21 protein-coding genes are annotated in these 21,387 nt (G+C 40.3%); 19 read left to right on the top strand and 2 right to left on the bottom strand.

From position 1 onward, the window contains the following. Positions 1–7 precede the first annotated feature (7 nt). Complete coding sequence (locus H1230_RS30100) at positions 8–1,183, top strand: AAA family ATPase (protein WP_239713425.1); 1,176 nt, start codon at positions 8–10, stop codon at positions 1,181–1,183. Continuing rightward, entirely contained in the window at positions 1,137–3,116 is a 1,980-nt protein-coding gene (locus H1230_RS30095; RefSeq protein WP_239713424.1) for a hypothetical protein, read from the top strand. Before H1230_RS30100 ends, H1230_RS30095 begins: the two co-directional genes overlap by 47 nt. A gap of 52 nt (positions 3,117–3,168) precedes the next feature. On the opposite strand, the gene H1230_RS30090 is transcribed toward H1230_RS30095, so the two are convergent. After that, the gene (locus H1230_RS30090) at positions 3,169–6,069 is read right to left on the bottom strand and encodes a DNA methyltransferase (RefSeq protein WP_239713423.1); all 2,901 of its coding nucleotides are present in this window, start codon (positions 6,067–6,069) and stop codon (positions 3,169–3,171) included. Between the two features lie 236 nt (positions 6,070–6,305). Between H1230_RS30090 and H1230_RS30085 the strand changes: the two genes are divergently transcribed. From H1230_RS30085 to H1230_RS30075, 3 genes are all read left to right on the top strand, one after another. Further along, positions 6,306–6,524 (top strand): LexA family protein, encoded by a 219-nt coding sequence (locus H1230_RS30085; protein WP_239713422.1) that lies wholly within the window; start codon positions 6,306–6,308, stop codon positions 6,522–6,524. Between the two features lie 1,026 nt (positions 6,525–7,550). After that, complete coding sequence (locus H1230_RS30080; RefSeq protein ID WP_239713421.1) at positions 7,551–9,551, top strand: RHS repeat-associated core domain-containing protein; 2,001 nt, start codon at positions 7,551–7,553, stop codon at positions 9,549–9,551. Between the two features lie 19 nt (positions 9,552–9,570). Beyond that, positions 9,571–9,969, top strand: coding sequence for a hypothetical protein (locus tag H1230_RS30075; protein ID WP_239713420.1), 399 nt, complete (start codon positions 9,571–9,573; stop codon positions 9,967–9,969). Between the two features lie 153 nt (positions 9,970–10,122). On the opposite strand, the gene H1230_RS31485 is transcribed toward H1230_RS30075, so the two are convergent. Further along, on the bottom strand, positions 10,123–10,248 hold the full coding sequence (locus H1230_RS31485) for a hypothetical protein (RefSeq protein WP_275591037.1): 126 nt from the start codon (positions 10,246–10,248) through the stop codon (positions 10,123–10,125). 119 nt (positions 10,249–10,367) lie between these two features. Between H1230_RS31485 and H1230_RS30070 the strand changes: the two genes are divergently transcribed. From H1230_RS30070 to H1230_RS30015, 14 genes are all read left to right on the top strand, one after another. After that, a complete protein-coding gene (locus H1230_RS30070; RefSeq protein ID WP_239713419.1) occupies positions 10,368–10,607 on the top strand; it encodes an HNH/ENDO VII family nuclease in 240 nt (79 codons plus the stop codon). A gap of 23 nt (positions 10,608–10,630) precedes the next feature. Continuing rightward, entirely contained in the window at positions 10,631–11,095 is a 465-nt protein-coding gene (locus H1230_RS30065) for an ankyrin repeat domain-containing protein (protein WP_239713418.1), read from the top strand. A 530-nt stretch (positions 11,096–11,625) separates the two neighbouring features. Further along, positions 11,626–11,859, top strand: a complete 234-nt coding sequence (locus tag H1230_RS30060; RefSeq protein WP_239713417.1) for a hypothetical protein — start codon at positions 11,626–11,628, stop codon at positions 11,857–11,859. Between the two features lie 246 nt (positions 11,860–12,105). Beyond that, entirely contained in the window at positions 12,106–12,882 is a 777-nt protein-coding gene (locus tag H1230_RS30055; RefSeq protein WP_239713416.1) for a hypothetical protein, read from the top strand. Next, on the top strand, positions 12,883–13,512 hold the full coding sequence (locus H1230_RS30050) for a hypothetical protein (RefSeq protein ID WP_239713415.1): 630 nt from the start codon (positions 12,883–12,885) through the stop codon (positions 13,510–13,512). A gap of 560 nt (positions 13,513–14,072) precedes the next feature. After that, positions 14,073–14,402, top strand: a complete 330-nt coding sequence (locus H1230_RS30045; protein ID WP_239713414.1) for a helix-turn-helix domain-containing protein — start codon at positions 14,073–14,075, stop codon at positions 14,400–14,402. Positions 14,403–14,415: 13 nt separating this feature from the next. Then, on the top strand, positions 14,416–14,631 hold the full coding sequence (locus H1230_RS30040; protein ID WP_239713413.1) for a hypothetical protein: 216 nt from the start codon (positions 14,416–14,418) through the stop codon (positions 14,629–14,631). A 96-nt stretch (positions 14,632–14,727) separates the two neighbouring features. Beyond that, positions 14,728–14,847 carry an HGGxSTG domain-containing protein gene (locus tag H1230_RS31805; protein WP_481857103.1) on the top strand — a complete coding sequence of 40 codons (120 nt, stop codon included), beginning with the start codon at positions 14,728–14,730 and terminating at the stop codon, positions 14,845–14,847. A gap of 237 nt (positions 14,848–15,084) precedes the next feature. After that, complete coding sequence (locus H1230_RS30035; protein ID WP_239713412.1) at positions 15,085–15,483, top strand: hypothetical protein; 399 nt, start codon at positions 15,085–15,087, stop codon at positions 15,481–15,483. An 84-nt stretch (positions 15,484–15,567) separates the two neighbouring features. Next, positions 15,568–16,047 carry a DUF7668 domain-containing protein gene (locus tag H1230_RS30030; RefSeq protein WP_239713411.1) on the top strand — a complete coding sequence of 160 codons (480 nt, stop codon included), beginning with the start codon at positions 15,568–15,570 and terminating at the stop codon, positions 16,045–16,047. A gap of 140 nt (positions 16,048–16,187) precedes the next feature. Continuing rightward, positions 16,188–16,391: an SMI1/KNR4 family protein gene (locus tag H1230_RS31800; RefSeq protein WP_481857197.1), complete on the top strand. Its 204-nt coding sequence runs from the start codon at positions 16,188–16,190 to the stop codon at positions 16,389–16,391. Between the two features lie 234 nt (positions 16,392–16,625). After that, on the top strand, positions 16,626–18,356 hold the full coding sequence (locus H1230_RS30025) for a sensor histidine kinase (protein ID WP_239713410.1): 1,731 nt from the start codon (positions 16,626–16,628) through the stop codon (positions 18,354–18,356). Continuing rightward, complete coding sequence (locus tag H1230_RS30020) at positions 18,353–19,519, top strand: response regulator transcription factor (protein WP_239713409.1); 1,167 nt, start codon at positions 18,353–18,355, stop codon at positions 19,517–19,519. Before H1230_RS30025 ends, H1230_RS30020 begins: the two co-directional genes overlap by 4 nt. A 201-nt stretch (positions 19,520–19,720) precedes the next feature. After that, positions 19,721–21,370 (top strand): type 2 periplasmic-binding domain-containing protein, encoded by a 1,650-nt coding sequence (locus H1230_RS30015; protein WP_239713408.1) that lies wholly within the window; start codon positions 19,721–19,723, stop codon positions 21,368–21,370. Positions 21,371–21,387: the final 17 nt, after the last annotated feature.

Raw genomic sequence — 21,387 nt, 5'->3', positions numbered from 1 at the left:
GATACATATGCCAGAACAAGTTTTTCTTGATCAACTTGAGAGAGATGGATTTTGTTCAACAACTGATATCGAAAATGATTATAGTAAGTCTTTCACAGTTCAAAATGATCGTTTAGACTTGCTTTCAAATGATGATTTGAAGGGAAAAATCCGTGAAATTTCACAAAATTTTGCTATTTCTTCTGAAAGTATTTATTCTATTTACTACGGATTAATAATGGGAAATGTAATATTAGAAGGCCCACCTGGAACTGGGAAGACTACATTGGCAAAGGTAATTAGCGAGCAATTGTTTAATGTTAGGCTAGTTGAAAGCACGGCTAATATAGAGTGGACAGTATATGATCTGGTTGGAAGGAAAACGCTAGAGATAGTAGAAGGTAAAGAACAGATAGTTCCTGAAAATGGTCATATTACAAAAAGTATAATAGAATGTTGTCATCAAATATCAAGGCATGAAGAAAATCGATTAGAGCCGCAAGCGGAGTGGCTATTAATTGATGAAATTAATCGTTGTAAAATTGATAGAGCATTTGGTGAGTTTTTCACTGTTTTAGGCAGCACTAGTAATCAATCGATTTCATTATCGCATCAATATAAGGGGAATCAGAAACTCTATATTCCTAAAAAATTTAGAATTATTGGAACCATGAACTCTGTTGATAAATCATACGTGAATTCATTTTCTCAAGCTTTTGCAAGAAGATTTCATTTTGTCGCTATAGATATTCCTAAAACTGAGGAAATGCTAGCTAGAGAAAGATCAATTACTTTGGATCTAGCGATAAAAGAAGTTTTGGATTTGACTAGTATTAATAAACAAATTCTTGATAAAAAAATTGCTGAAGTCGGAGTGAGTAGTGCTCTTGATAAAATTGATTCTATAATTCATTTGTTGCGTTTCGGTGATGGAAATAATAGTCCTGCTATATTATCGGTTGGAACCGCGCAGATAATTGATATTAAAAAAGCCTTTTTATTGAAATTAGTATTGGATAGTGATACTGAAATTTTACCGACGATAGTATGGGCAATTTCAACAAAACTCTTAGCACAATTAGACTCTACAATAATTTCAGAAGAGGCCCAGTTGGCATTTATAAATGCTATTCCTAATGAACTGAAAGGAATAAAAGATGATGTCCAAAGAATATGGGGATTTTACGAAGGAACAGAGATATAGGATTATTGAAGAATCTCTATTATTACTCAGTACTTATTTCGGAAGGGACACAGATCCTTTAATCCATAAATCTCAGTTATTCTTGGGATCATTAAATATTTCTAATATTGATTCATTAGATTATATTAAAACAAGATTTTTCTTGGCAAAATGGGTATCTTTCAAGGCGATTATAGGAACCTTGGATTCTATATTCTCTTCTACCTATGAACCTATCAGAGAAGAGTTTGTTGGGAAAATTCAAGGGTCTTTAATTGTTTCAGAATATGTATCAAATAAATGGAATAATGCTACTCTGAAGAATTATCCTTGTCTTATTTCAGCTGAAAATTATGAAACCCCTGAGAATGCATTTCTATACAAAGTTATTTATTGGTTTTATAATATACTGAAAAAATTACCATTGCCCAACGAATCAGGGGAGTTTGTATTACAAAAAAGATTTCTTCAAGAATGTGCCAATATGCTCCATCATCCTGTAATGATGGTGATTGTAAAAAGTAAATATATGAAAATAAATTTAAATCAACTTATTAGCATGACTCAATCAAGAAATAAGCAGGGCAAAACCAAGGATTATAAAAAAATTTCGAATATAATCCTATGGTTTAAATCTCTTCATTGGACATCAATAGAAAATGAAGGAATTGATAATTTAGTCCTTTTATTTGGTTCTAGTTCTAAAGTATGGGACAAGCTTTTTGAAATTTGGGTCCTATCTATGATGATTAATTCTATTTTTAATAAAGGATTAGAGAAGCATAACTTAAAAAAAGTTGTTTTCCCACTAGATCAAAGAGGTCGAGAATCAGTGACAAGAATTGTTACTGATGATTGCGAAATTAATATTTATTATCAGAATTCAAGTCTTGTTCAAAGTTTATGGAAATATGAGGATGGGGCAAACTTTAGAGGAATTCCTGATTTATTAATAAATGTGCAAGGTATTTCAAACTTCACTGTGATTTGTGATGTGAAAAACGTTAAATATTTCCAACGAAAAGATGCAAATACAGAAAAATATAAAATGTTGGGATACTTTGAAAATTTCCGAAATTCTCTAAATCATCAGCCAATTGGACAGTTGTTTCTAAGAAATGACACTGAATATTTAAATGATAGACTGATAACTAATGATAAAGCAAGCTTATCGCTTCGTACTGTATCTCCAAATAATATGAGTTATGGATTTGATGATTTTTCTATTGATTTTTGGAACTTAATTGAAGATAATTCTCTAGTAGGATTAAAAAATGTACTGGAGACTGATATTAATGAAATTTCGATTATAAATAGAAGTGATGAAGCTCACAGACTTGCTGAGCAATTAGTAACAGAAAAGCCTCAAGAATTAAAGAAATGTAAAAATAACTTGAAAAATTATATATTTCCCTCTACTTGGAGTTATTTTTCAAAGGAATGTCAAACATTATTAGGTATGGCTGAACTCCTGTTTCAGGATTTAAATGAGAAATGTGGAGAAGATCCTGACGTTGATTGGGGTCCTGTGGTATTAGAGTACTGTAGAGCGGTAGAATACTTTTTTAACCATGAGATTATGATTCCTTTCAAAGAATCTTCTCTGTTTAATGTTTATTTGACCTCCTCTAGTAAGACAGATACTAAATCTTATGAGTATATAAAAAACAAGAGAACATTAATGTTTGGAGAGTTAGCACATTTCTTTAAAACTACGGATAAAAAAAATGGGGGTATATATAATTATCTTTTAGGAATAAGTCATTATTCCCAAGACATAAATTTTTGGGGAGATGAACTAGGAATTTCTTTAGAATCAATAAACAGAAAATATCGTAGGAAAGCAGCACATATAGATTTGCTCACTATTAAACAAGTTTCTGATTGTCGTTTGAAGATAATAGGTAGTGGAGATTCAAAGGGATTATTACCGATGCTATTTGAGAAAATATAGAATAATAGGAGTGATGTTTTAGTAACAAAAGTAACAAACATCACTCCTATTATTATTTTCTTAACCAAAGAACAGTATTTTCTTTTATTAATTTACTGCTATTCTTCTTATTATCCCCAGTTACTGTAATTGAGAATTTATCTTCAATCGAAAAGCCAAGTTGTTCTGAAGATTCAATCAACATTTTTGCAGTGTCGATTATCAAATCCTTGCCACCCGCTTTTGTAGTATTGTTACCTATAACAATAAATGCTGACCCTTTTTCCTTGAGTAAAAAATGCATATTATCAAGAAAATAGGTCATTGATGAGAAATAACTATAAAGTAAAGATGCCATATTTTTACGTCTGAATCCCACATCAGATTCTTTGTTTAATTTGTAAATTTCAGTAATAATATCAACAGCATATGTAGAGGTGATATTATCAAATATTCCTCTTTCAATACGATATTCTAATTCGCCTTTAATTTTGTTTCTTATTTCTCTGCTTCCTATTAAATCCTCTTCGATAGGATCCCTTTGTTTAGAGGACAAACTCATTAATATAAGCAGACTTAATCTATTGGTATCTATATAGGGCAATGCAGTTGCATAGGGAGGACTAGTAATTACAGCATCAATAGTTCCCTCAGTAAGTCCATGAGAGGTAAAACTGTCTATTTTTCTGCAATCACCTGCCCATATATTGGATTTGGAAAATAAAGAAGGAGAGTAATCTACAGAATTAAAGTAGCTTTCAAGTTTGGAAATTTGTTTTTTTAAATTTTGTTTAAACATATCTATCACCGGAGCATCAAGTAAAGGTTCTTTTCTTCTTCTTATTCGTAAATCACTGGGTTCTTGCTGCGATATATCTCTTATTAAATTGCTAACTATAACTTCAAGAAAATTTGTAATACGATTATCAGGTATTTTGTGAATTTTCTCGAATAATATACCTATTTTATTAATAACACTTTGAGGAAACCAGCTTTCAAGTTCAGCATGTGCCTGAGGGTCTAGATGACCGTATAAATAATTAGAATTAGTTGATGGATCTTCATGTTCTATTGTTCTCAAGAAGGTTTTTAATGTATTTAATAATATTGTTGGATTCATCCTTAGGACTTCTGTTTTTGCTTTGGAAATTTTGAGAGCTAAGGGATTTATATCACATCCATAGGCTCTATAACCTGAAAGATAGGATTCAAGGATAGTAGTTCCACTACCCATAAATGGATCTAGGACGGTACTTCCTTCCTTTAAATTAGATAAAGATAATAGACTTTTACATAATTGAGGGTAAAACTTTCCTTTATACTCATGAATACCATGAGTTGCATATTTGGATTCTTTACGCAAAGATTGATTTTCTAAAGTATCGCCGTTTTCTACGATACTTTGCCATGTTGCCAAAGGTTGAATTTCAGAAGAGGTCACTTTGTGAATAAATGTAAGCTTCTTTGCTTTGTCTAAATTCAAGCAATTTACAGTAGCAGACCATACCTTTTCTCCAGACTGTGTTAAATTTCTAGGAGAAAGTTTCTGGATTTCACGTTGCAGTAGTTCTTTCTCGAAGGCCCAAAGTTTGTAGGGTGCTTCGTGCAATTGTATTTCTATGTCTTTAACAGGTTTTCTTAAGATGACAATTGATTCATTTGTTGCTCTTCGAGCATGGCTTTGAAATGATCTGCGGCTTGTTGGTAAGTTTCTAGATATTAAACCGATGTATTCAAATCCTAATCGTGTAGCTTCTTTTATATATGCTTCTGCAGTATTATATAAAATCTTATTAAATACAGAGTCTCCAACCACAAATACTGCAAATCGTCCGGGCTTCAGAGCCTTAAAACAATTTTCTAAACAGGGAGTTATCTCAGACATATAGTCTTCAAACCCAGTTTTCTCTCTTTGATGGCGTAAATGTGAGCCAATCTCTACCTTTCCAAACTTGACAGGATCAAAACCCAGCCAAAACATTCTAAATCTGTGATATAGATGATAGTCTGTTACGTTCGCATAAGGTGGCGAAGTAACAATAAGATCAATTTGATTCTCCAAAATAGGACTATTTTGGTTAAGTTGTTCTCGTAAATCATACGTTCTAAATTTTGCCTTTTTACCTTGTAATAGACTACTACATGCGTGTACTTTTGAAAAAACTGTATCCAAATCTCCAATAAAATAGCGCAGGGTTTCTTTTTTAATTAATTCTTTTGGTTTACTAGCATACCTTGTTTCACTTTCCTGATTAGAAACTTTTGAAACAGTCCTCGATAAAGCAACTTGAGCAATAACTTTACAGCTAGGAGAAAGATTTTCTATGAGTCCTTTTATTAATGCTAATTCTTGAATAGCATTATGATGAAACCATTTTTCTATATTTGGGATATCGGGTATTTGTATTTTCATATCTAAATAATCATTATCTATTTCTACGATATCAAATAGCCATTGTCTACATAACTGTAGTTCAATTTGTTCTTCATCCGTCAAAGTAATCGTCTTGCATTGTCCTATAATACTTGCTAATGGATTAGCATCGGTACTTATAGATCGACGATTTAATAATAAAGCTTCTAATGCTGTTGTTCCTGAACCACCAAAAGGATCCCAAATTATATCTCCTGGGAGACTCAAGGCCGAAATCATATTGCATGGTATTTGAGGGATATATTTTGCAGGGTAAGGGTGTATGTCATGGGTCAAGTAAGAAGTATCATTTTCTGGAAAATCCCAATCTATACTGTTAAGTTTTTTGAATACTTCACTCGCAGATGATAAATCAGATAGGTTGTCTGGAGTGTTTAGATATCTTTTTTGAAGTTCAGCGACATATTGATTTATTATGGTTTCACTCTTTGTATTGAACCATTCTGTTGTATTGGACCCATATTTCAATACGTGTTCTTTTATTAACTGTTTGCGGATGTCTGAGGACTCGATGATGAACCTCTTATTGTTTTCAGACAAAGTGATGCTCCTTCCATTTATAATCTGGGACTATTATAGTATAACCCAGATTTTTTTGCAACGAAGTAAGGCCATCATATCAAAGAAAAATATTTTAAATAGTTTATGTGAAAACAGAACTACGAACTTCACTTATTTCCGAAATTATTTTGAAAGTTGATTGCTACTCAATTACCTCGTGTATTTTTGACTGCGAGTATCCTTGCTTGGCAGCCGGTGAAGAAGGAGGCGATAGCATGATTGAATTAACGAAAAGAGAAAACGAAGCTCTGAATGCAATAAACACACTTTATGATCATTTGAAATTCTCTCCAACTGTTCAGGAAATTGCTGACGAAATGGGACTGGCGTCAAAATCGACGGTATTTGGATATATTGAAAGGTTGGAGAAGAAGGGATACATAGAACGCAAAGAGAGCTCACCTAGAGCCTTAAGGGTGATACTTCATGCTTAGTGATACTGCCCGAAAGTTGTTAATGATCATGACACATTCATCTGGGCCATCATGGACATATGCCAAAACTACAAGAGTTGGAGACCAAAAGCGGATGAACGCCAACCAAGATCAGGGAAGGGATGCAGGAACTTCTTGAGCAAAATTATCTTGAGTGGAAGCCCGGAACTCCAACGGAGAGCGCATTAATCTTGGAAGGCTGGGAAAGAGAAGATCCAGCAGGAAAATTGTCACAGGGAGACACACGGCAGCCTCAGCAAACGAATACGCAGGGGAATATGGATTACTGGCAGTATTATTAAGGAGTGCAGATATCATGACTAAGAAATTAGAAAGTATATGAGATTGTAGCAGGATGATGTTACCAGAACATAAGCAGCGAATTACTCAGGAAGAGAGAGAACAGGGACGGTGCGTGCGACCTGTAAAGATAACTTCTACCATGAACGTGTTATTACAAGAAATTCCAAGTATAAAGCGGTACCTTCGGAGGAAGCAATGTACTGGGCACCGTTACAATAATATCCACCAGAGGAATACCCGGACTTCCTTATGTTGTGTTGAGTAAAGCAGCTGCTTCATCTGTGATATTCTAGTGGGAAGGCAGCATTGCAATGCTGTTTTTCTTCTAACAAAACTTCTAACCGATCTTCTAACGACAAGCAAATATCAATAAAACTTTAGAAGTAACTATACGCGAAAAACACGTTATTTACTGCCCTACAAACCTCAGCAAAACCTTATAAACCACTGCTGGGTCGCACTCGTAATGCGTAGGTCGGGGGTTCAATTCCCTTCACCAGCATCTTTAAACACCATATGTGGCGCGGCTTCTGGATTTTCGGGGCTGCGCTTTTTTGTTTTTTTGCGAGACCTCTACCATTCTTCTACCCTTTACTCAAGTAAATTAGTTGTTTCAGTTTCTTCCTGCGCTTCGTGGCGGGTTCCTAAGATGGAGTCACCAATGCCCAGAAGGGCCGCCGGCTGAAAAGTTCAGTCAAGGTAAAAGCAGGAAATCGGGTTACTTTGACCTATCAATATGACGGAGATGGACTGCGGCGGGAGAAGACAGTCAGCAGCTCAAAAGACGGGTATAAGGCCCAGACAACGAACTACTCGTATGACTGTCAGCATGTCATTCTGGAGACGGGCGAGAGCGGCGTCATGCTCAACCGTTATATCCGGGGGATTAACTACATTGCGCATTTTGATAAGGCGAGTCAAGTGACCGACTACCTGTATAACGAACACGGTGACGTTGTGCAGACGGTGACGAAGGATGGCGCAATCGTCAACCAGTATGATTATGATGCATTCGGCAATTCTTCGCTGACTATTGAGACCAAAGAAGAACCAATCCGGTATGGAGGCGAATTTTTCGACAGAGAGACTGGATTGTACTATCTGCGGGCGCGTTACTACGATCCGTATACCGGAAGATTCATTTCCGAAGACAGCTATTGGGGTGAACAGAAAAATCGGCTGAGCTTGAACTTATATACGTATGCTGAGAATGATCCGATTCAATTCGTAGATCCGACGGGTCATGGTATATTCGGTAAATTGAAAGCGGCGGCAAGTAGTGTCGAAAATGCAGTAGTAAGCTCGACGAAAGCGGTCGCAAGCACAGTCAAGTCAGCAGCAGTCTCCACGGCGAAGGCTGTGGTCAGCACGACCAAAGCAATTGTAAATACAGTCAAGTCGGCAGTAGTAACCACGGCGAAAGCTGCGGTAAGCACAACCAAAGCCGCAGTGAGCACAGCCAAGAAAGCAGTGGTGACTATAGCGAAAGCGGCAGTGAATTCGACCAAAGCCGCAGTGAGCACAGCCAAGTCGGCAGTTGTTACCGCGACCAAAGCCACGGTGAGAACGGTCAAGGCGGCAGTGACAAGTACAGCGAAAGCGGCAGTGGTAAGTGCAGCTAAAGCGACCAAGGCAGCCGTAACCACGGCGAAAGCCACAGTAGTGACTACAGCAAAAGCCGCAGTAACCTCGGCAAAAAAAGCATTAACCAGCACCGCCAAAGCTGTAGCCAGTACGACGAAAGCAATCGCAAGCACCGCCAAAGCGGCTACTGTAAGTGCGACCAAAGCAGTGGTTAGCGCGGCCAAGCTAGTTGTAGCCTCAGCAAAAAATATCCTGAGCGAAGCCAAGAGAGGCCTGGATATCAAGCGTAAGCAAGACACGCCACTCGCCCGGAGCATCAATCAGACGGTAGGGATTGCAGAGGGGGCATGGAGTTTCGGTAAATCGACAGTGATGGGAATTGCGAGTGTGGTAGCCCATCCGATAGAGACGGTAAAAGGACTGGGCCAGGCAGTCGCCCATCCGATCGAAACAGGGAAAGCCATCGGCGGAGCGATCAGTGCAGAATGGAGCAAGAATGTTGCGGGAGACAGTGCCGATACAAGAAGCAGAGCGAAATTCTTCACGGAGAGCGCGCTGACGATCGGATCGTTCTTTGTAGGGGCAGGAGAACTCAAAGCAGTGGCGACAGCCTCCAAAGTCGAAAAAACAGTCGAAGCAGCAACTGTCGCAACGGATGTTGCCAAAGTAGGAACGACTGCGAGTAAGGTAGCCGATATCGTACCTGAAATTGTGACAAGCGCCCCTAGACCGGGTAGACTGAAATTGGACCTGCAGCATTTTGCGAGTGATGCTGAGGATTTGGGTAAAGTAGATGACTTTGCTAAAGAACCGTTTTTACCTGATGAGTACTACAAAAATAATTATGCACCTATTCAGGGAACACCAGGAGATCGGATTGATTTTAACCGATTAGGTTCAAGTGGTCAGATTGAAAATTCCCGAGTGATTTATGATCAGGCTGGCAAGCAAAAATATAGAATTGATTATACTAACCATGGGAATTCTGCTCATCACACAGATCCACATATGCATGAATACAATTATCAAGATGCATGGAAAAGTAAAACAGAAACAAAATATTTTATGGATCCTTCCACAGGTAGACTGAGACAAGGCGAAATTGATGAAGGAACAAACAAGATAAAGTTTGTTGATTAATGAGGGAGGAACGATTTAGATGGTTATAAAAAATTATGAGACTATAACAGATAAGTTAAGCGCTCTTGGTTCATGGACTTATAAGGAAATAATTGCAATTGATTACGCTGTGAATATTGACGTTGAAGAGAATTACACGACCTTATTAACCCTTTCTTTTCTAGTCTTGGTTATTGAAACTGGTCAACGATTCAAATTGAAAATGAGCTACTCAAATGTTTCTGAGCTCAGTGTAAGAAAAATAACAAATCTTTATCTGACAAGAAGTTTGATAGTACATGATAAAAATGAGTTAGGATGGGATCCGAGTCAACGATTTCATGTTCATGATGACAGTGGGTACGGTGAGAATGATGGATACAACTTTATCGAGTTTTACTGTGTTTCTATTGAAGCAGTTTCATTGGAAGAATTCTAACCCTTCAACCCTTGATTGGCCTAGTGCCTTTCAAGGTTTTCTTTTTTTGATAAGGTTAACTTAGTGCCTATTTCCGTCTCTCAATTCCTCATTATTCTCAAGGCGGATCGAAACAAGGAAATCCATCGGCGGAGCGATCAGCGCTGAATGGAGCTAGAATGTAACGGGAGACAATGCGGATACAAGAAGCAGAGCAAAGTTCTTCACGGTGAGCGCGCTGACCATCGGATCGTTCTTTGTAGGGTAAGGTGGCTGATGTCGTACCGGAAGTTGTCTCATCGGTGACAAGCGCTCCTAGATCGGGTAGATTGAAATTGGACCTGCAGCATTTTGCTAGTGATGCTGGGGGGACGGGAGATCTTAGAAGGCCGTATATTAGAAAAGGAGTCAGACAAGAAGTGGAAAATCGTGCTCCTAAGACCGAGGACGGGAAATTTATTGACCCGAATACAGGTAAGCCAATTGAGGGTAAATATGATTTAGGATACAAGCCGGGAAATGAACATTGGCGAGAAGTTGAAAAAGCTAAGAAGCAAGGATTAACACAAAAAGAATTTAATGACCGAATGAACAATTCGGATAAGTATCAGATTGAAGACCCAATATCTAATCGGAGTCACAAGCATGAAATGCCATAAACTCAAAAAAAGGAGTAGATAAAATGTCGAAAATTTTTGATGCTGTACTAACTGAAAATATCCAATTACTACAACAACAACTTGAATCTGGTGAGAATATTAATATCGTGGACGAAGATGGAAGAACTGCCCTTATTCATGCAGTAATTGATAATTTGACGGAAATTACAAAATTTCTAATTGAAAGAGGGGCAAACGTAGATGCACAAGATAATCTAGGATACACTCCCTTACATTATGCTTCCCAAAATTACTTGCCGGAAGTTGTCAAGCAATTATTAGATAATAAAGCTAATGTTGATGTGAAGGATTCTCATGGAAATACTCCTTTGTTTCGTGCAGTATTTAATTCGAGGGGGAGAGGTGAAGTGATTCTACTTCTGTTATCTTTTGGTGCAGACGCACATAAAAAAAATAATCATGATTTGTCCCCTATCGAGTTAGCCAAAACAATTTCAAATTATGATGTTACTCAGTATTTTAGATAAAGTTAGAGACCTTGATTGGCTTCATGCCTTTCAAGGTTTTTTCTTTGGTGGGGGCTACCCAGTGCCGAATGAACCCATCATTCAACCAATAACACACTTAACCCATATAATACCCGTATAAAGAAATTCTGATTTCGTTTGTACGCACATTAATGCTTTAATATGTAACCTTAATAACGCTAAGGCGATAGACTAAACAGGTGGATTATGGTCAGATAACACCATGTTTGACCTGTTTTTTTGTTATCTTCGCTTTCTCACAGTTTTTTGAAATCAATCGCAACTGTAATATTCGCCACTACGATAGGGAAGATGAGAAGGTAATATATCGCATCTTCTAGGGTGGATAGCACGACAATTAATATTGTCAGGACTTATCTGCAAATTGTCCGCAACGAATGGGTTACTTGCCGCGATGACTACAGTGCAAGAACAATCTGGTGACGACCAGTTTACATAAACAGGTCAGGATACGTGTTAGGCTAGCCACCCAGTGGCGGCATAACAGCACAAGAAGGAAGGGATTGCATATGAAAACGAAGTACAACGACTTCTGGTTGACTAAGAATAACAAAGCCGCTAATGCGTACATTGACGAAGTTGCCAAAGAGAGCAACTTTACAGGACATCACAAAGAATATACCATCCTGCCGCATAAAATCCATCGCTATTACGGCTTAAGTCCGTATGAGAAGCTGATTCTCGTCGATATTGTCGCGTATATAAGCGACCAGAGCCAGTGCTACCTGGCTCTGAGGACGTAACACCATTATCTACAAGCATAAGTCCAGTATGACGAAAGCCGTAGTAAGCACCGCCAAAGCGGTTACTGTAAGTGCGACCAAAGCAGTGGTTAACGCGGCCAAGCAGTTGTAGCCTCAGCAAAAAATATCCTGAGCGAAGCCAAGAGAGGCCTGGATATCACGCGTAAGCAAGACACGCCACTCGCCCGAAGCATTAATCAGACGGTAGGGATTGCAGAGGGGGCATGGAGTTTCGGTAAATCGACGGTGACGGGAATTGCGAGTGCGGTAGCGCATCCGATAGAGACCGTAAAAGGACTGGGCCAGGCAGTCGCCCACCCGATCGAAACAGGGAAAGCCATCGGTGGAGCGATCAGTGCAGAATGGAGCAAGAATGTAACGGGAGACAGTGCCGATACAAGAAGCAGAGCGAAATTCTTCACGGAGAGCGCGCTGACGATCGGATCGTTCTTTGTAGGAGCGGGAGAACTCAAAGCAGTAGCAACAGCTTCCAAGGTCGAAAAAACAGTCGAAGCAGCAACTGTCACAACGGATGCTGCTAAAGTAGGATCGACCGCGAGTAAGGTAGCCGATATCGTACCTGAAATTGTGACAAGCGCCCCTAGACCGGGTAGACTGAAATTGGACCTGCAGCATTTTGCGAGTGATGCTGAGGGGGCGGGTGAAGCTAGTGACATTTATAAACATCAACAGTATAAGCAATCACTTCTTAAAGAAGATGTTTTATCTAACTCCGATGTCATCATTAAGGGCGAGGATTTATGGGATGATAAGGCTCGAGGGATATTAACTAGTGACGGTAATAAAATAGAAGATTGGGCTAAAATGACATCAAAGCAACAGTATGAAACTCCGTATGGAAAGGGAGAAGTTCATTTTTATCAAAATCAGAAAACAGGAGGAATTAGCCCGTTTGATATAAAATTGAAGGTATCCAAACCTAAGAATCTCAGAGCAAATGAAAACGACCTATTCTGGATAATTGAACAGGATGTCGATTTTAATATTAAAGGAGTAAGATAAATGAGAGTACGTCTTAAAGAGGATTTAGAGAAAAAAGAGAATCTATCAATAAATATAAAATATATGGTTTATTCTGTGGAAACAAGCATAAACGGCGAGGAACTATATAGATTGGAAAATGATATAAAACAAGTTGTGCCTTATTCAGTCTCTTTATTTGACATTGTATCCGAGAAAGTAAATTCTGATTGGATATTGTGGAACAAGCCCAATAATAGTGCAGCTTTATTACCGAAGCAATTTGCTTATCTAAGTTTTTGGGAAGATTATTATAATGATGAATTAGAGGCTTTGAAAATATTTAATTTGGTTAAGGAAGAGCTATTGCAAGAAGAATTAGATGAGAATGAGATGCGTGAGATTTTTGAACTAGAGAACGAGGATGAGATGACATTCGTTCTTAATGTTCTTTTTAAGACAAAAGACAATAGATTTATTAATCAAGTAATTCAATATGTAAAAACAAAATTGGAAGATGATTATGGAATAGACAATACTACACTACTTGCATTTCAATATCTGAGTCTATTCAAACAAAGTGAAGTAGAAGATTATTTCATTTATTATTTGACTAACATTGAGTTAGGAAACGACCAATTAACTGCGGTAGTAAATGAATATTTTAGTTAAGAAGTAAATGACACAAATGGTGGTTAGGTCTTGCTTTTGTCTTCGTGCAATTATTATTGTGGGGCTACCCAGTGCCGAATTAACCCATCATTCAACCAATAACAGACTTAACCCATGTAATACTTATATGAAGATTTAGCCATTTCGTTTGTACGTACATCAATGCTTGAATTTTATACCCTAAATAACGCTATTCCGTTACATTGAACAGGTAGATTATGGTCAGTTACAACCATGATTGACCTGTTTTTTGTTATCTTCGTTTTCTGCGGTTTTTTCTAAAATCCATCGCAACTGTAAAGTATACCGCCCCGATAGAGAGGATGAAAAGGTATTGCAACTTCTAAGATAGATGACACGACCATTGATAGTAAGGACGGCTAAATCGAATTTTGATTATGTCCGCAACTCATCTAACGATTAAAGCGATTGTTACAGCGTAAGAAAGAACTCTGCTGACGAGCAGTTTACATACACAGGTAAAGGATACGTTCAGGCTAGCCGCCTTCCTGACTTCATAGCCGCTGAGCGGCGGGACACTAAGGAGGAGGGTAATGAAAATGAATGACTTATGGCTGAAAAAGAGCAGCCAAGCTGCCAATACGTACATGGACGAAGTGAGCCGGGCTAATCAGTTCACGTCCCACCACAACGGCTACATCAAAGCACCACTGAAGATTCTACGGTGTATCGGCTTGAGTGCGTATGAGAAATTAATCCTGATAGATTTAATCGCTTATATGAGCGATAAGGCGCTGTGTTATCCCACAATCGAGACGATTGCCCATGATGTCGGATGCAGTTCCAAGTCGATTGAGCGGCACATCAAAGAACTTGCCGAATTACCTCCATTGTCATCCATATCTGCTGATGAGCGAGAAAACATATGAGTTTATCGGCGGTGTGCGGAAGCAAGTCAACGAACGAGGGTTGACACTGTGGGTGCAAGGGATAGTAAAGCGTGACGAGTATAAGGCGTTTACCACCCGACTGCAAAAGCTACATGAGTTCCGCTTCCCGACTGACAAGTTTGCGGAGAAGGAGATACTGGACAGCTATGCGCAATTTCTGAAGGTGGAATTAGTGAAACGATTTCCGCCCGATGGGAACGGGCAATAATGACTTGTCTGACATTGTGTCCTGATAACCGCCGGTCAGTCTGTCGAAGGATACAAAACAGACGAACTCCATGCAAGTAACGAGGAGAGTACAACCATGATGAAAGATCAGACGGCAATATGCGGAGCAAAGACACGACAAGGTACTTGCTGTGGTAATATGCCAATGAAAAACGCTAGATGCAGAATGCATGGTGGTAAAGTAAGGGACCGCTGAATCCAGTTCTGTTGAAAGGAAATAAAAATGCCGATTAGGTTCAAGTGGTCAGATCGAAAATTCCCGAGTGATTTATGATCAGGCTGGTAAGCAAACGTACAGGATTGATTATAGCGATCATGGTAATGCAAAGCATCATCCTAATCCACCACATTTACACGAATACATTTATCAAGATGCAGGAAAAAGCATTAAAGAAATATAATTTTTAAAGATTGATGCGGGAGGTATTAAATAATGCATATAAAAAATATAGAAATGATAAAAAATACTCTTCGTGGTACGTGGGTATACGAGAGAATTGTAAAAATTGAATATAATGTTGAAACCGATTATGAGGACAGTTATCTTGGAACGCTTGATCTCACCTTTCATGTTATCCTTTTGGAAACAAAGGAGCCATTCAAAATAAGGTTTAGATACTATGATATAGATGATTTAACGATTAGAAATGCAACATCTTTCCCTTTATCAGGTGGTTTAATCATTCATGATATGAAGGAACAGGGAGTGGTTAGTATCCAGCGTTATCATGTGCATGATGACAGCGGATATGGTGAAAATGATGGATTTCAATTTATTGATTTTTATTGCAAATCTATTGAAGTAATCTCGATAGAAGAGTTTTATAAGTAAATGTTCCTTTCGGTAGTGAATGGAATAATATAAGAATCAATCGGGCTGGGGGTTGCTATGGTCATGTAAATGAAGAGGGATTGAGTGAACCCAATCTATTCGTTTATTGGGACCAAAAATTTGGTGTTGGAAAAAAGCAATATAGTAATTTATATGCTTACCTTTATGAAAGATTTTGGCTCGGAACCTAATACAGTTACAAGAATGCCAAGGGAATCGAAGGGGGAGATAAGTTTGGCTCATGAAGAAATGATTCTGATAAAACTCCATGAATTAGTTACATTATTAGTTAATGGTGAGTATGACCTGATAGTTTCTAGAGGTGAGAATGGCAGATTAACAAAAGAAGAGATTATCTTTGCAATTGAAGATTATGGAGGAAAGCCCTTCTTTCCTACTGAAGAGGATTTTAAATCGGCTATCATTATTCAAGTTGGACGCACTTCCGAATATGTAGTTGAATATGAATTGTGGTTTGATAATCAAAAAAGTGACTTAACTTTATCGGCAACTGTTAATACTCAAGAAGACAGCATTGCAATAGATAATATCCATGTAATGTAAATAATTATAAACCTTGACTGGCTTCATGCCTTTCAAGGTTTAATCAATACACATATAAGCTGCTTAATACCCGTATAAAGATTTCTCGAATTACTGTACGCATAAGAAATGGTCATAAATGAAACAAGATTTATTAGGACATCGGCCAACCAATATGGTTCGGACTTGATGCAGACCCTGTTGGAACAACAGCCGAGCTTGAAGCTGTAGAAGATCAGTTGAAAATTAGCTTACCAGAAGATTATAAGAAGTTTATTGAGGCTTTTGGTGGCGGCTATTTTGCTTTTACAGTTATATATTCTGTTACTGCCGGTAGTGAGTGGAAAAAATCTATTCGTTTATGACTATGATGACCGCCAAGTTAAACAAACCAAGTACAAAAATCTCTTCGAGTATCTTATATATATTACATTTATAAACCATTTTTTCAGCGTGTATTTAACCGTTGATTGAACAAACACAATATCTAGCGCGGATTTTCCAATTTTCGGAGACCGCGTTTTTTGTTGCTTTACCAATATAATGTTATATATACTACAGGCTGGATACCATACCTCCACAAGAAAGCGGATGAAGACATGAACAGAAAGACGGGAAGCCTTCGCAGGTCCTTCGGCGGGGATACGCTGAGAGGCCAAATGTACTGGACGCTGCTGACCAGCGCTATGATTCCGCTGATTATGACAGGAACCCTAGCCTTATATTCCATTTCCTCTATTCTGGATAATAAAATTGAAAAAGGAATTGAGGGTAATCTGCAGCGAGTGCTGCAGACGCTGGAATCTACCCTGAATAATCTGTATGACGTATCGCAGCAGATGTCTTTTGAAGGATTCGTCGGACAGGACATGGAACAGCTACTGGAGACGGCAGATTCCTTTGAGGCTGCCCAGCTCAATACTGATATTCAGCGAAATATCAATCTGTTGAATGCTTCCAATTTGAATACGGGCCTAATGTTTTATTATGACAGCAAGAAGGAGCGCATGATGTACGAAACACTCCTTACAAGAGACAAACAGCCTTTATTGACAGCGCTTCCCGTGATGGCTGCCCGGGGGGACATCACCTATAATAGTCCGCATTTAACTCTATATAAATATAACGATACCCCGGTATTCTCCATTGTCCGCAAGATGGGTGATCCGGAACACCCCCTTTATGCATACGTGGAGACGAATTCGAAGGTGCTGCAGCAGGTGTTGAATATGGAGCAGTATGGAATGAATGCGTTCCATTTGCTGACTGACAAGAATGGTGTAGTTTTATATAGCGACAAGCCGGATTGGTTCCCGGAAGGGAGTGTATACCATAACCAGCAGCAAAAGGAATATTATGCATTCGAGGAGACGGCGAAGCAAGGCTGGAATCTGGTAGTCTTTATAAGCAAGCGGGACTATCACCGTGAGAGCAGGACCTGGCTAGTGGGCTTCTCGCTGGTGGCTGGCCTAGCGCTGGTGATTTCCTTGCTGCTGGCACTGCGGATCTGGAAGGTGGTGCTTGGCCCGCTGCAGCGAATACACCGGGGGATTCGCGATTTGACGAATCGACGGGCGCATGTGGGCCTGCCCATGACCGGGCTTAAGGAATTCGATTATCTCATAGACCGTTTTAACGGAATGCATCATCAGATCGGGGAACTGATTGTTGAGGTAGAGAACAAGGTCAAGGAGCAGCAGGAAATTGAGATGGAGAAGCTGATGGCGCAGATTAACCCTCATTTTCTGTATAATACGGTAAACACAGCACAGTGGCTGGCCCGTATGAATGGACAGCACGAAATAGACCGTTTCCTGTCGCTATTTACGAAGGTTCTGAAATATAATTTGGCTAAATCGGGAAAGATTGTGGCGCTTCATGATGAAATACAGACTTTAAAAGACTACGTGGAATTGCAGAAAATTAGATATGATTACGAATTTGATGTGCGTTACGAGATTCCGCAGGAAATAATGGATGTGTCTATGCCGCGGTTTATATTGCAGCCTATTGTTGAGAATGCTCTTTACCATGGGCTCCCTGAGACGGGGGGGGTCATTGTGGTGAGTGCACAGATGAGGCTGGACAGCATACAGATCGAGGTTAGGGATAACGGTAAAGGGATGACCGACGCGCAGATTGAAGATATGCTGCATGGAGAGAAGGAAATACGTAATTCATCGGGCATGGGCATAGGGCTTAATTATGTGATCCGCAGTCTGAACAGCTTCACTGAGGGGCGCAGTAAACTGGAAATGGTCAGCACGGAGCAGGGCGGGACCACGGTCTCAATCACTATACCGGATACTAGAAAGGATGGGGCATTATGAAGGTACTGGTTGTTGATGATGAGAAGCTGGTACGCCGGGGCTTGATTTCAATGATGCCCTGGGAGAAATACGGGATGAAAGTCATATCGGAAGCGATGAATGGGTCCAAGGCGCTGGAATGTATGGCTGTTGAACCGGCGGATATTGTTTTTACCGATTTGATGATGCCGGAAATGTCTGGCTTCGAGCTGATGGAGGAACTGAAGAATCACTATCCTGCGACTTTGGTTGTTGTGCTGTCCTGTCATGAGGAATTTGCCTTTGCCCAGCAGGCGATCCGGATGGGAGCAATAGATTATGTAGTTAAAAATGATCTGGAGACGGATGTCATGGACGAGGTTCTGGAACGAATTGCGATGAGTGTCCAGAACAAAGCCAGCAGTCGTGTAGAGACAAAACAAACTTCACTGCAATCCAAGTCGTTTTATGATGCCCTCTTTGATCTTATCGGCGAGCCTTCAGGCTCCTTGACTGTGGAACTTCCACAGAGGGATATCATGGAGGAGTCTTCCGCAGAAGCCTGTCAATTATTATGGCAAGATCTGAAATGGATTTATGATAATAAGCAGTATGAGCAATTGATGCAACAGACCACACTATTCCGGCTATCGCTGCCGTTGCTGAAGAATATCGTCTATCCCGTGCTGTTAAAGACAGGTTATCTGTTGCTGTCCCTAGAGCGTTCACTGCACTGGATTTCGCGCTTGGAACAGAGTCGTTGTTGGAAGGACTGGCGTCTGGTAATGCAGGAGGAACGTGATTATCTGGGTAACCTGCTGTTCCGCGAGAAGCATACCACGGAAGTGGTTAATGGTATTCTTCAAGCGGTTCAATATATGCACGCCAAAGAAGAACTTGATTTCAGCCAAAATGAAGTAGCAGATGTAGCCAATATGAGCCGGACCTATTTCAGTCAAAGCTTTAAGGGGGTTACCGGTAAGGCCTTTCAGGATTATGTAAAAGAGCTGCGCCTTTACAAGGCACGCCAACTGCTACTGCAGAGCAGCAAACCCATCTATAGTATCGCCCAGCAGGTCGGCTTCAAGGATGAGAAATACTTCAGTAAAATGTTCCAGAAGCAGTACGGGCTGCTTCCGTCCGCATATCGGGCTCAGAATCCATTGCAACAGAACCTCTGGGAGAATTCAGAGGGGAGAGGGTAAGGCAAAGCGGTTTCTTTCCTCTAGAACATGTTGAAGTAGGAATTTCGTGCGTGACCGTCCGAAAATGGTCAGATAGCTGCAACCCTTTTTTGAAAGCGGATACAATAACCCTCAAACCAGGGACGTGTTTCTAACCCGGATTCGGAGCGTTTGACTTTATACTTTAGCTGTAAACTCAATAAGCTACAGGGGGAGACAACAATGAAAAGACGAAAGCTGACCACGCTTTTATTGGGCTCTATATTGGTACTATCGGCTTGCTCCAATGCTGCTGACAATACCGCTAACAATGCCGGAAATAACGCCGATGCCGGGAAAAACAATGCAGAGACAGCGGTAGGGAAGCAGGACCCGTATGCTCCAATGGCGGAGCAGGTGACGATCAGTATAGGCAAAGAGGCGGCCGTGGATCCCAAGTTGCCCAGTGGATCGACTGTGGAGGATAATGAGCTGACCCGTTATTTTTCGGAAAAACTGAATATCAAATACGTCGATGACTGGCAGGCGACAAGCTCAGGCGATGCGTACAGACAGAAAGTAAGCCTTAGTCTCACGGGTGGGGACCTCCCCGATGTCATAGTAGTTGATAAGCAACAGCTGGTTCAGTTGGTCAATGCGGATATGCTGGAGGACTTGACCGGGGTCTATGAGAATTATGTTTCCCCAAGCTTAAAGGCAGCTTATGACTCAACGAACGGTTACAGCCTGAACTCAGCTACCTTCGACGGCAAGCTAAGAGCCTTCCCAAATGTCAGTCCCGGAGCTGATGCAGAAAATCTGCTATGGGTGCGGCAGGATTGGCTCGATGAACTGAATTTGCCAGCGCCGAAGACGCTGGATGATATCATTGCGGTGACCAAAGCGTTCCAGAAAAAGAAGGGAGCGTCAGGTATTCTCGGCACCCAGCAGATTGTCAATATCGGCAACAGTCAATATGGCTTTGATACGATCTTCAGTGCTTTCGACGCCTATCCGGAGCTCTGGGTGAAGGATGAGCAAGGAAAGGTAGTATACGGCTCAATCCAGCCTCAGATGAAGGAAGCGCTCGCCAAGCTGCAGGATATGGTTAAAGAGGGATTAATCGATAAGGAATTTGCCGTGAAAAAGCCGGAACAGGCTACTGAGCTTATTGTCAGCGGTAAAGCCGGTATCTTTTTCGGTCCTTGGTGGCTGCCGTATTCTCCACTCAACGATGCGGTGAGTCAGGATTCTAAGGCGGAATGGGCTGCGTATCTGGCACCAGAAGGCAAAGAAGGCAAGATGAATACACATCTGGCTGCGGCAAGTGCCAGCTACCTTGTTGTCCGTAAGGGCTATGAGCATCCTGAAGCGGTGCTGAAAACCTTGAATATGCAGTTTGATATCGACCAACTGCAGGGAGAAGGGATCGTGGAGATGGACCCTTATCAATGGATGAATATGCCTTTTACACTGCTGCTCAGCAACTATGATGACAAAGAGAAAAAGGCACTGGCTGTTCAATCCGTTATTGACGGCAGTGCGGCAGTCGATACGCTTCAGGGTGAAGCTAAGCAGGTATATGAGTCCTATTTAAAGGATAAAGAAACACCGAAGAAAGATATGGCTGCCTGGTCGCAGCGCAATGCGTTCCTTACAGGCGCCTTAATCCTGGCCGGAGATGGCGTTAGCCAGAAGCAGGGTGTCTTCTATGATCAGACAGATACGATGCGGGGGAAATGGGCCAATCTTCAGAAGCTGGAAGACGAAACCATGCTGAAGATTATTATGGGCTCCGAGTCTGTAGACTATTTCGACAGCTTTGTAGAGAAGTGGAAGTCACAGGGCGGTGACCAGATTACAGAAGAGGTTGAGGCGCAGATCAATAAGTAAATGCTGCACAATAATAT

It is taken from the genome of Paenibacillus sp. 19GGS1-52, assembly GCF_022369515.1.
GTDB lineage: Bacteria > Bacillota > Bacilli > Paenibacillales > Paenibacillaceae > Paenibacillus_AQ.
This window is presented reverse-complemented; position numbering and strand designations above follow the sequence as displayed.

Excerpts from the sequence above, each read along its gene's own strand:
- H1230_RS30100 (WP_239713425.1), top strand. The coding sequence starts at position 8 with ATGCCAGAACAAGTTTTTCTTGATCAACTTGAGAGAGATGGATTTTGT.
- H1230_RS30095 (WP_239713424.1), top strand. The coding sequence starts at position 1,137 with ATGATGTCCAAAGAATATGGGGATTTTACGAAGGAACAGAGATATAGG.
- H1230_RS30085 (WP_239713422.1), top strand. The coding sequence starts at position 6,306 with ATGATTGAATTAACGAAAAGAGAAAACGAAGCTCTGAATGCAATAAAC.
- H1230_RS30075 (WP_239713420.1), top strand. The coding sequence starts at position 9,571 with ATGGTTATAAAAAATTATGAGACTATAACAGATAAGTTAAGCGCTCTT.
- H1230_RS31485 (WP_275591037.1), bottom strand. The coding sequence starts at position 10,248 with ATGAGACAACTTCCGGTACGACATCAGCCACCTTACCCTACAAAGAAC.
- H1230_RS30065 (WP_239713418.1), top strand. The coding sequence starts at position 10,631 with ATGTCGAAAATTTTTGATGCTGTACTAACTGAAAATATCCAATTACTA.
- H1230_RS30060 (WP_239713417.1), top strand. The coding sequence starts at position 11,626 with ATGAAAACGAAGTACAACGACTTCTGGTTGACTAAGAATAACAAAGCC.
- H1230_RS30050 (WP_239713415.1), top strand. The coding sequence starts at position 12,883 with ATGAGAGTACGTCTTAAAGAGGATTTAGAGAAAAAAGAGAATCTATCA.
- H1230_RS30045 (WP_239713414.1), top strand. The coding sequence starts at position 14,073 with ATGAATGACTTATGGCTGAAAAAGAGCAGCCAAGCTGCCAATACGTAC.
- H1230_RS31805 (WP_481857103.1), top strand. The coding sequence starts at position 14,728 with ATGATGAAAGATCAGACGGCAATATGCGGAGCAAAGACACGACAAGGT.
- H1230_RS30035 (WP_239713412.1), top strand. The coding sequence starts at position 15,085 with ATGCATATAAAAAATATAGAAATGATAAAAAATACTCTTCGTGGTACG.
- H1230_RS30025 (WP_239713410.1), top strand. The coding sequence starts at position 16,626 with ATGAACAGAAAGACGGGAAGCCTTCGCAGGTCCTTCGGCGGGGATACG.
- H1230_RS30020 (WP_239713409.1), top strand. The coding sequence starts at position 18,353 with ATGAAGGTACTGGTTGTTGATGATGAGAAGCTGGTACGCCGGGGCTTG.
- H1230_RS30015 (WP_239713408.1), top strand. The coding sequence starts at position 19,721 with ATGAAAAGACGAAAGCTGACCACGCTTTTATTGGGCTCTATATTGGTA.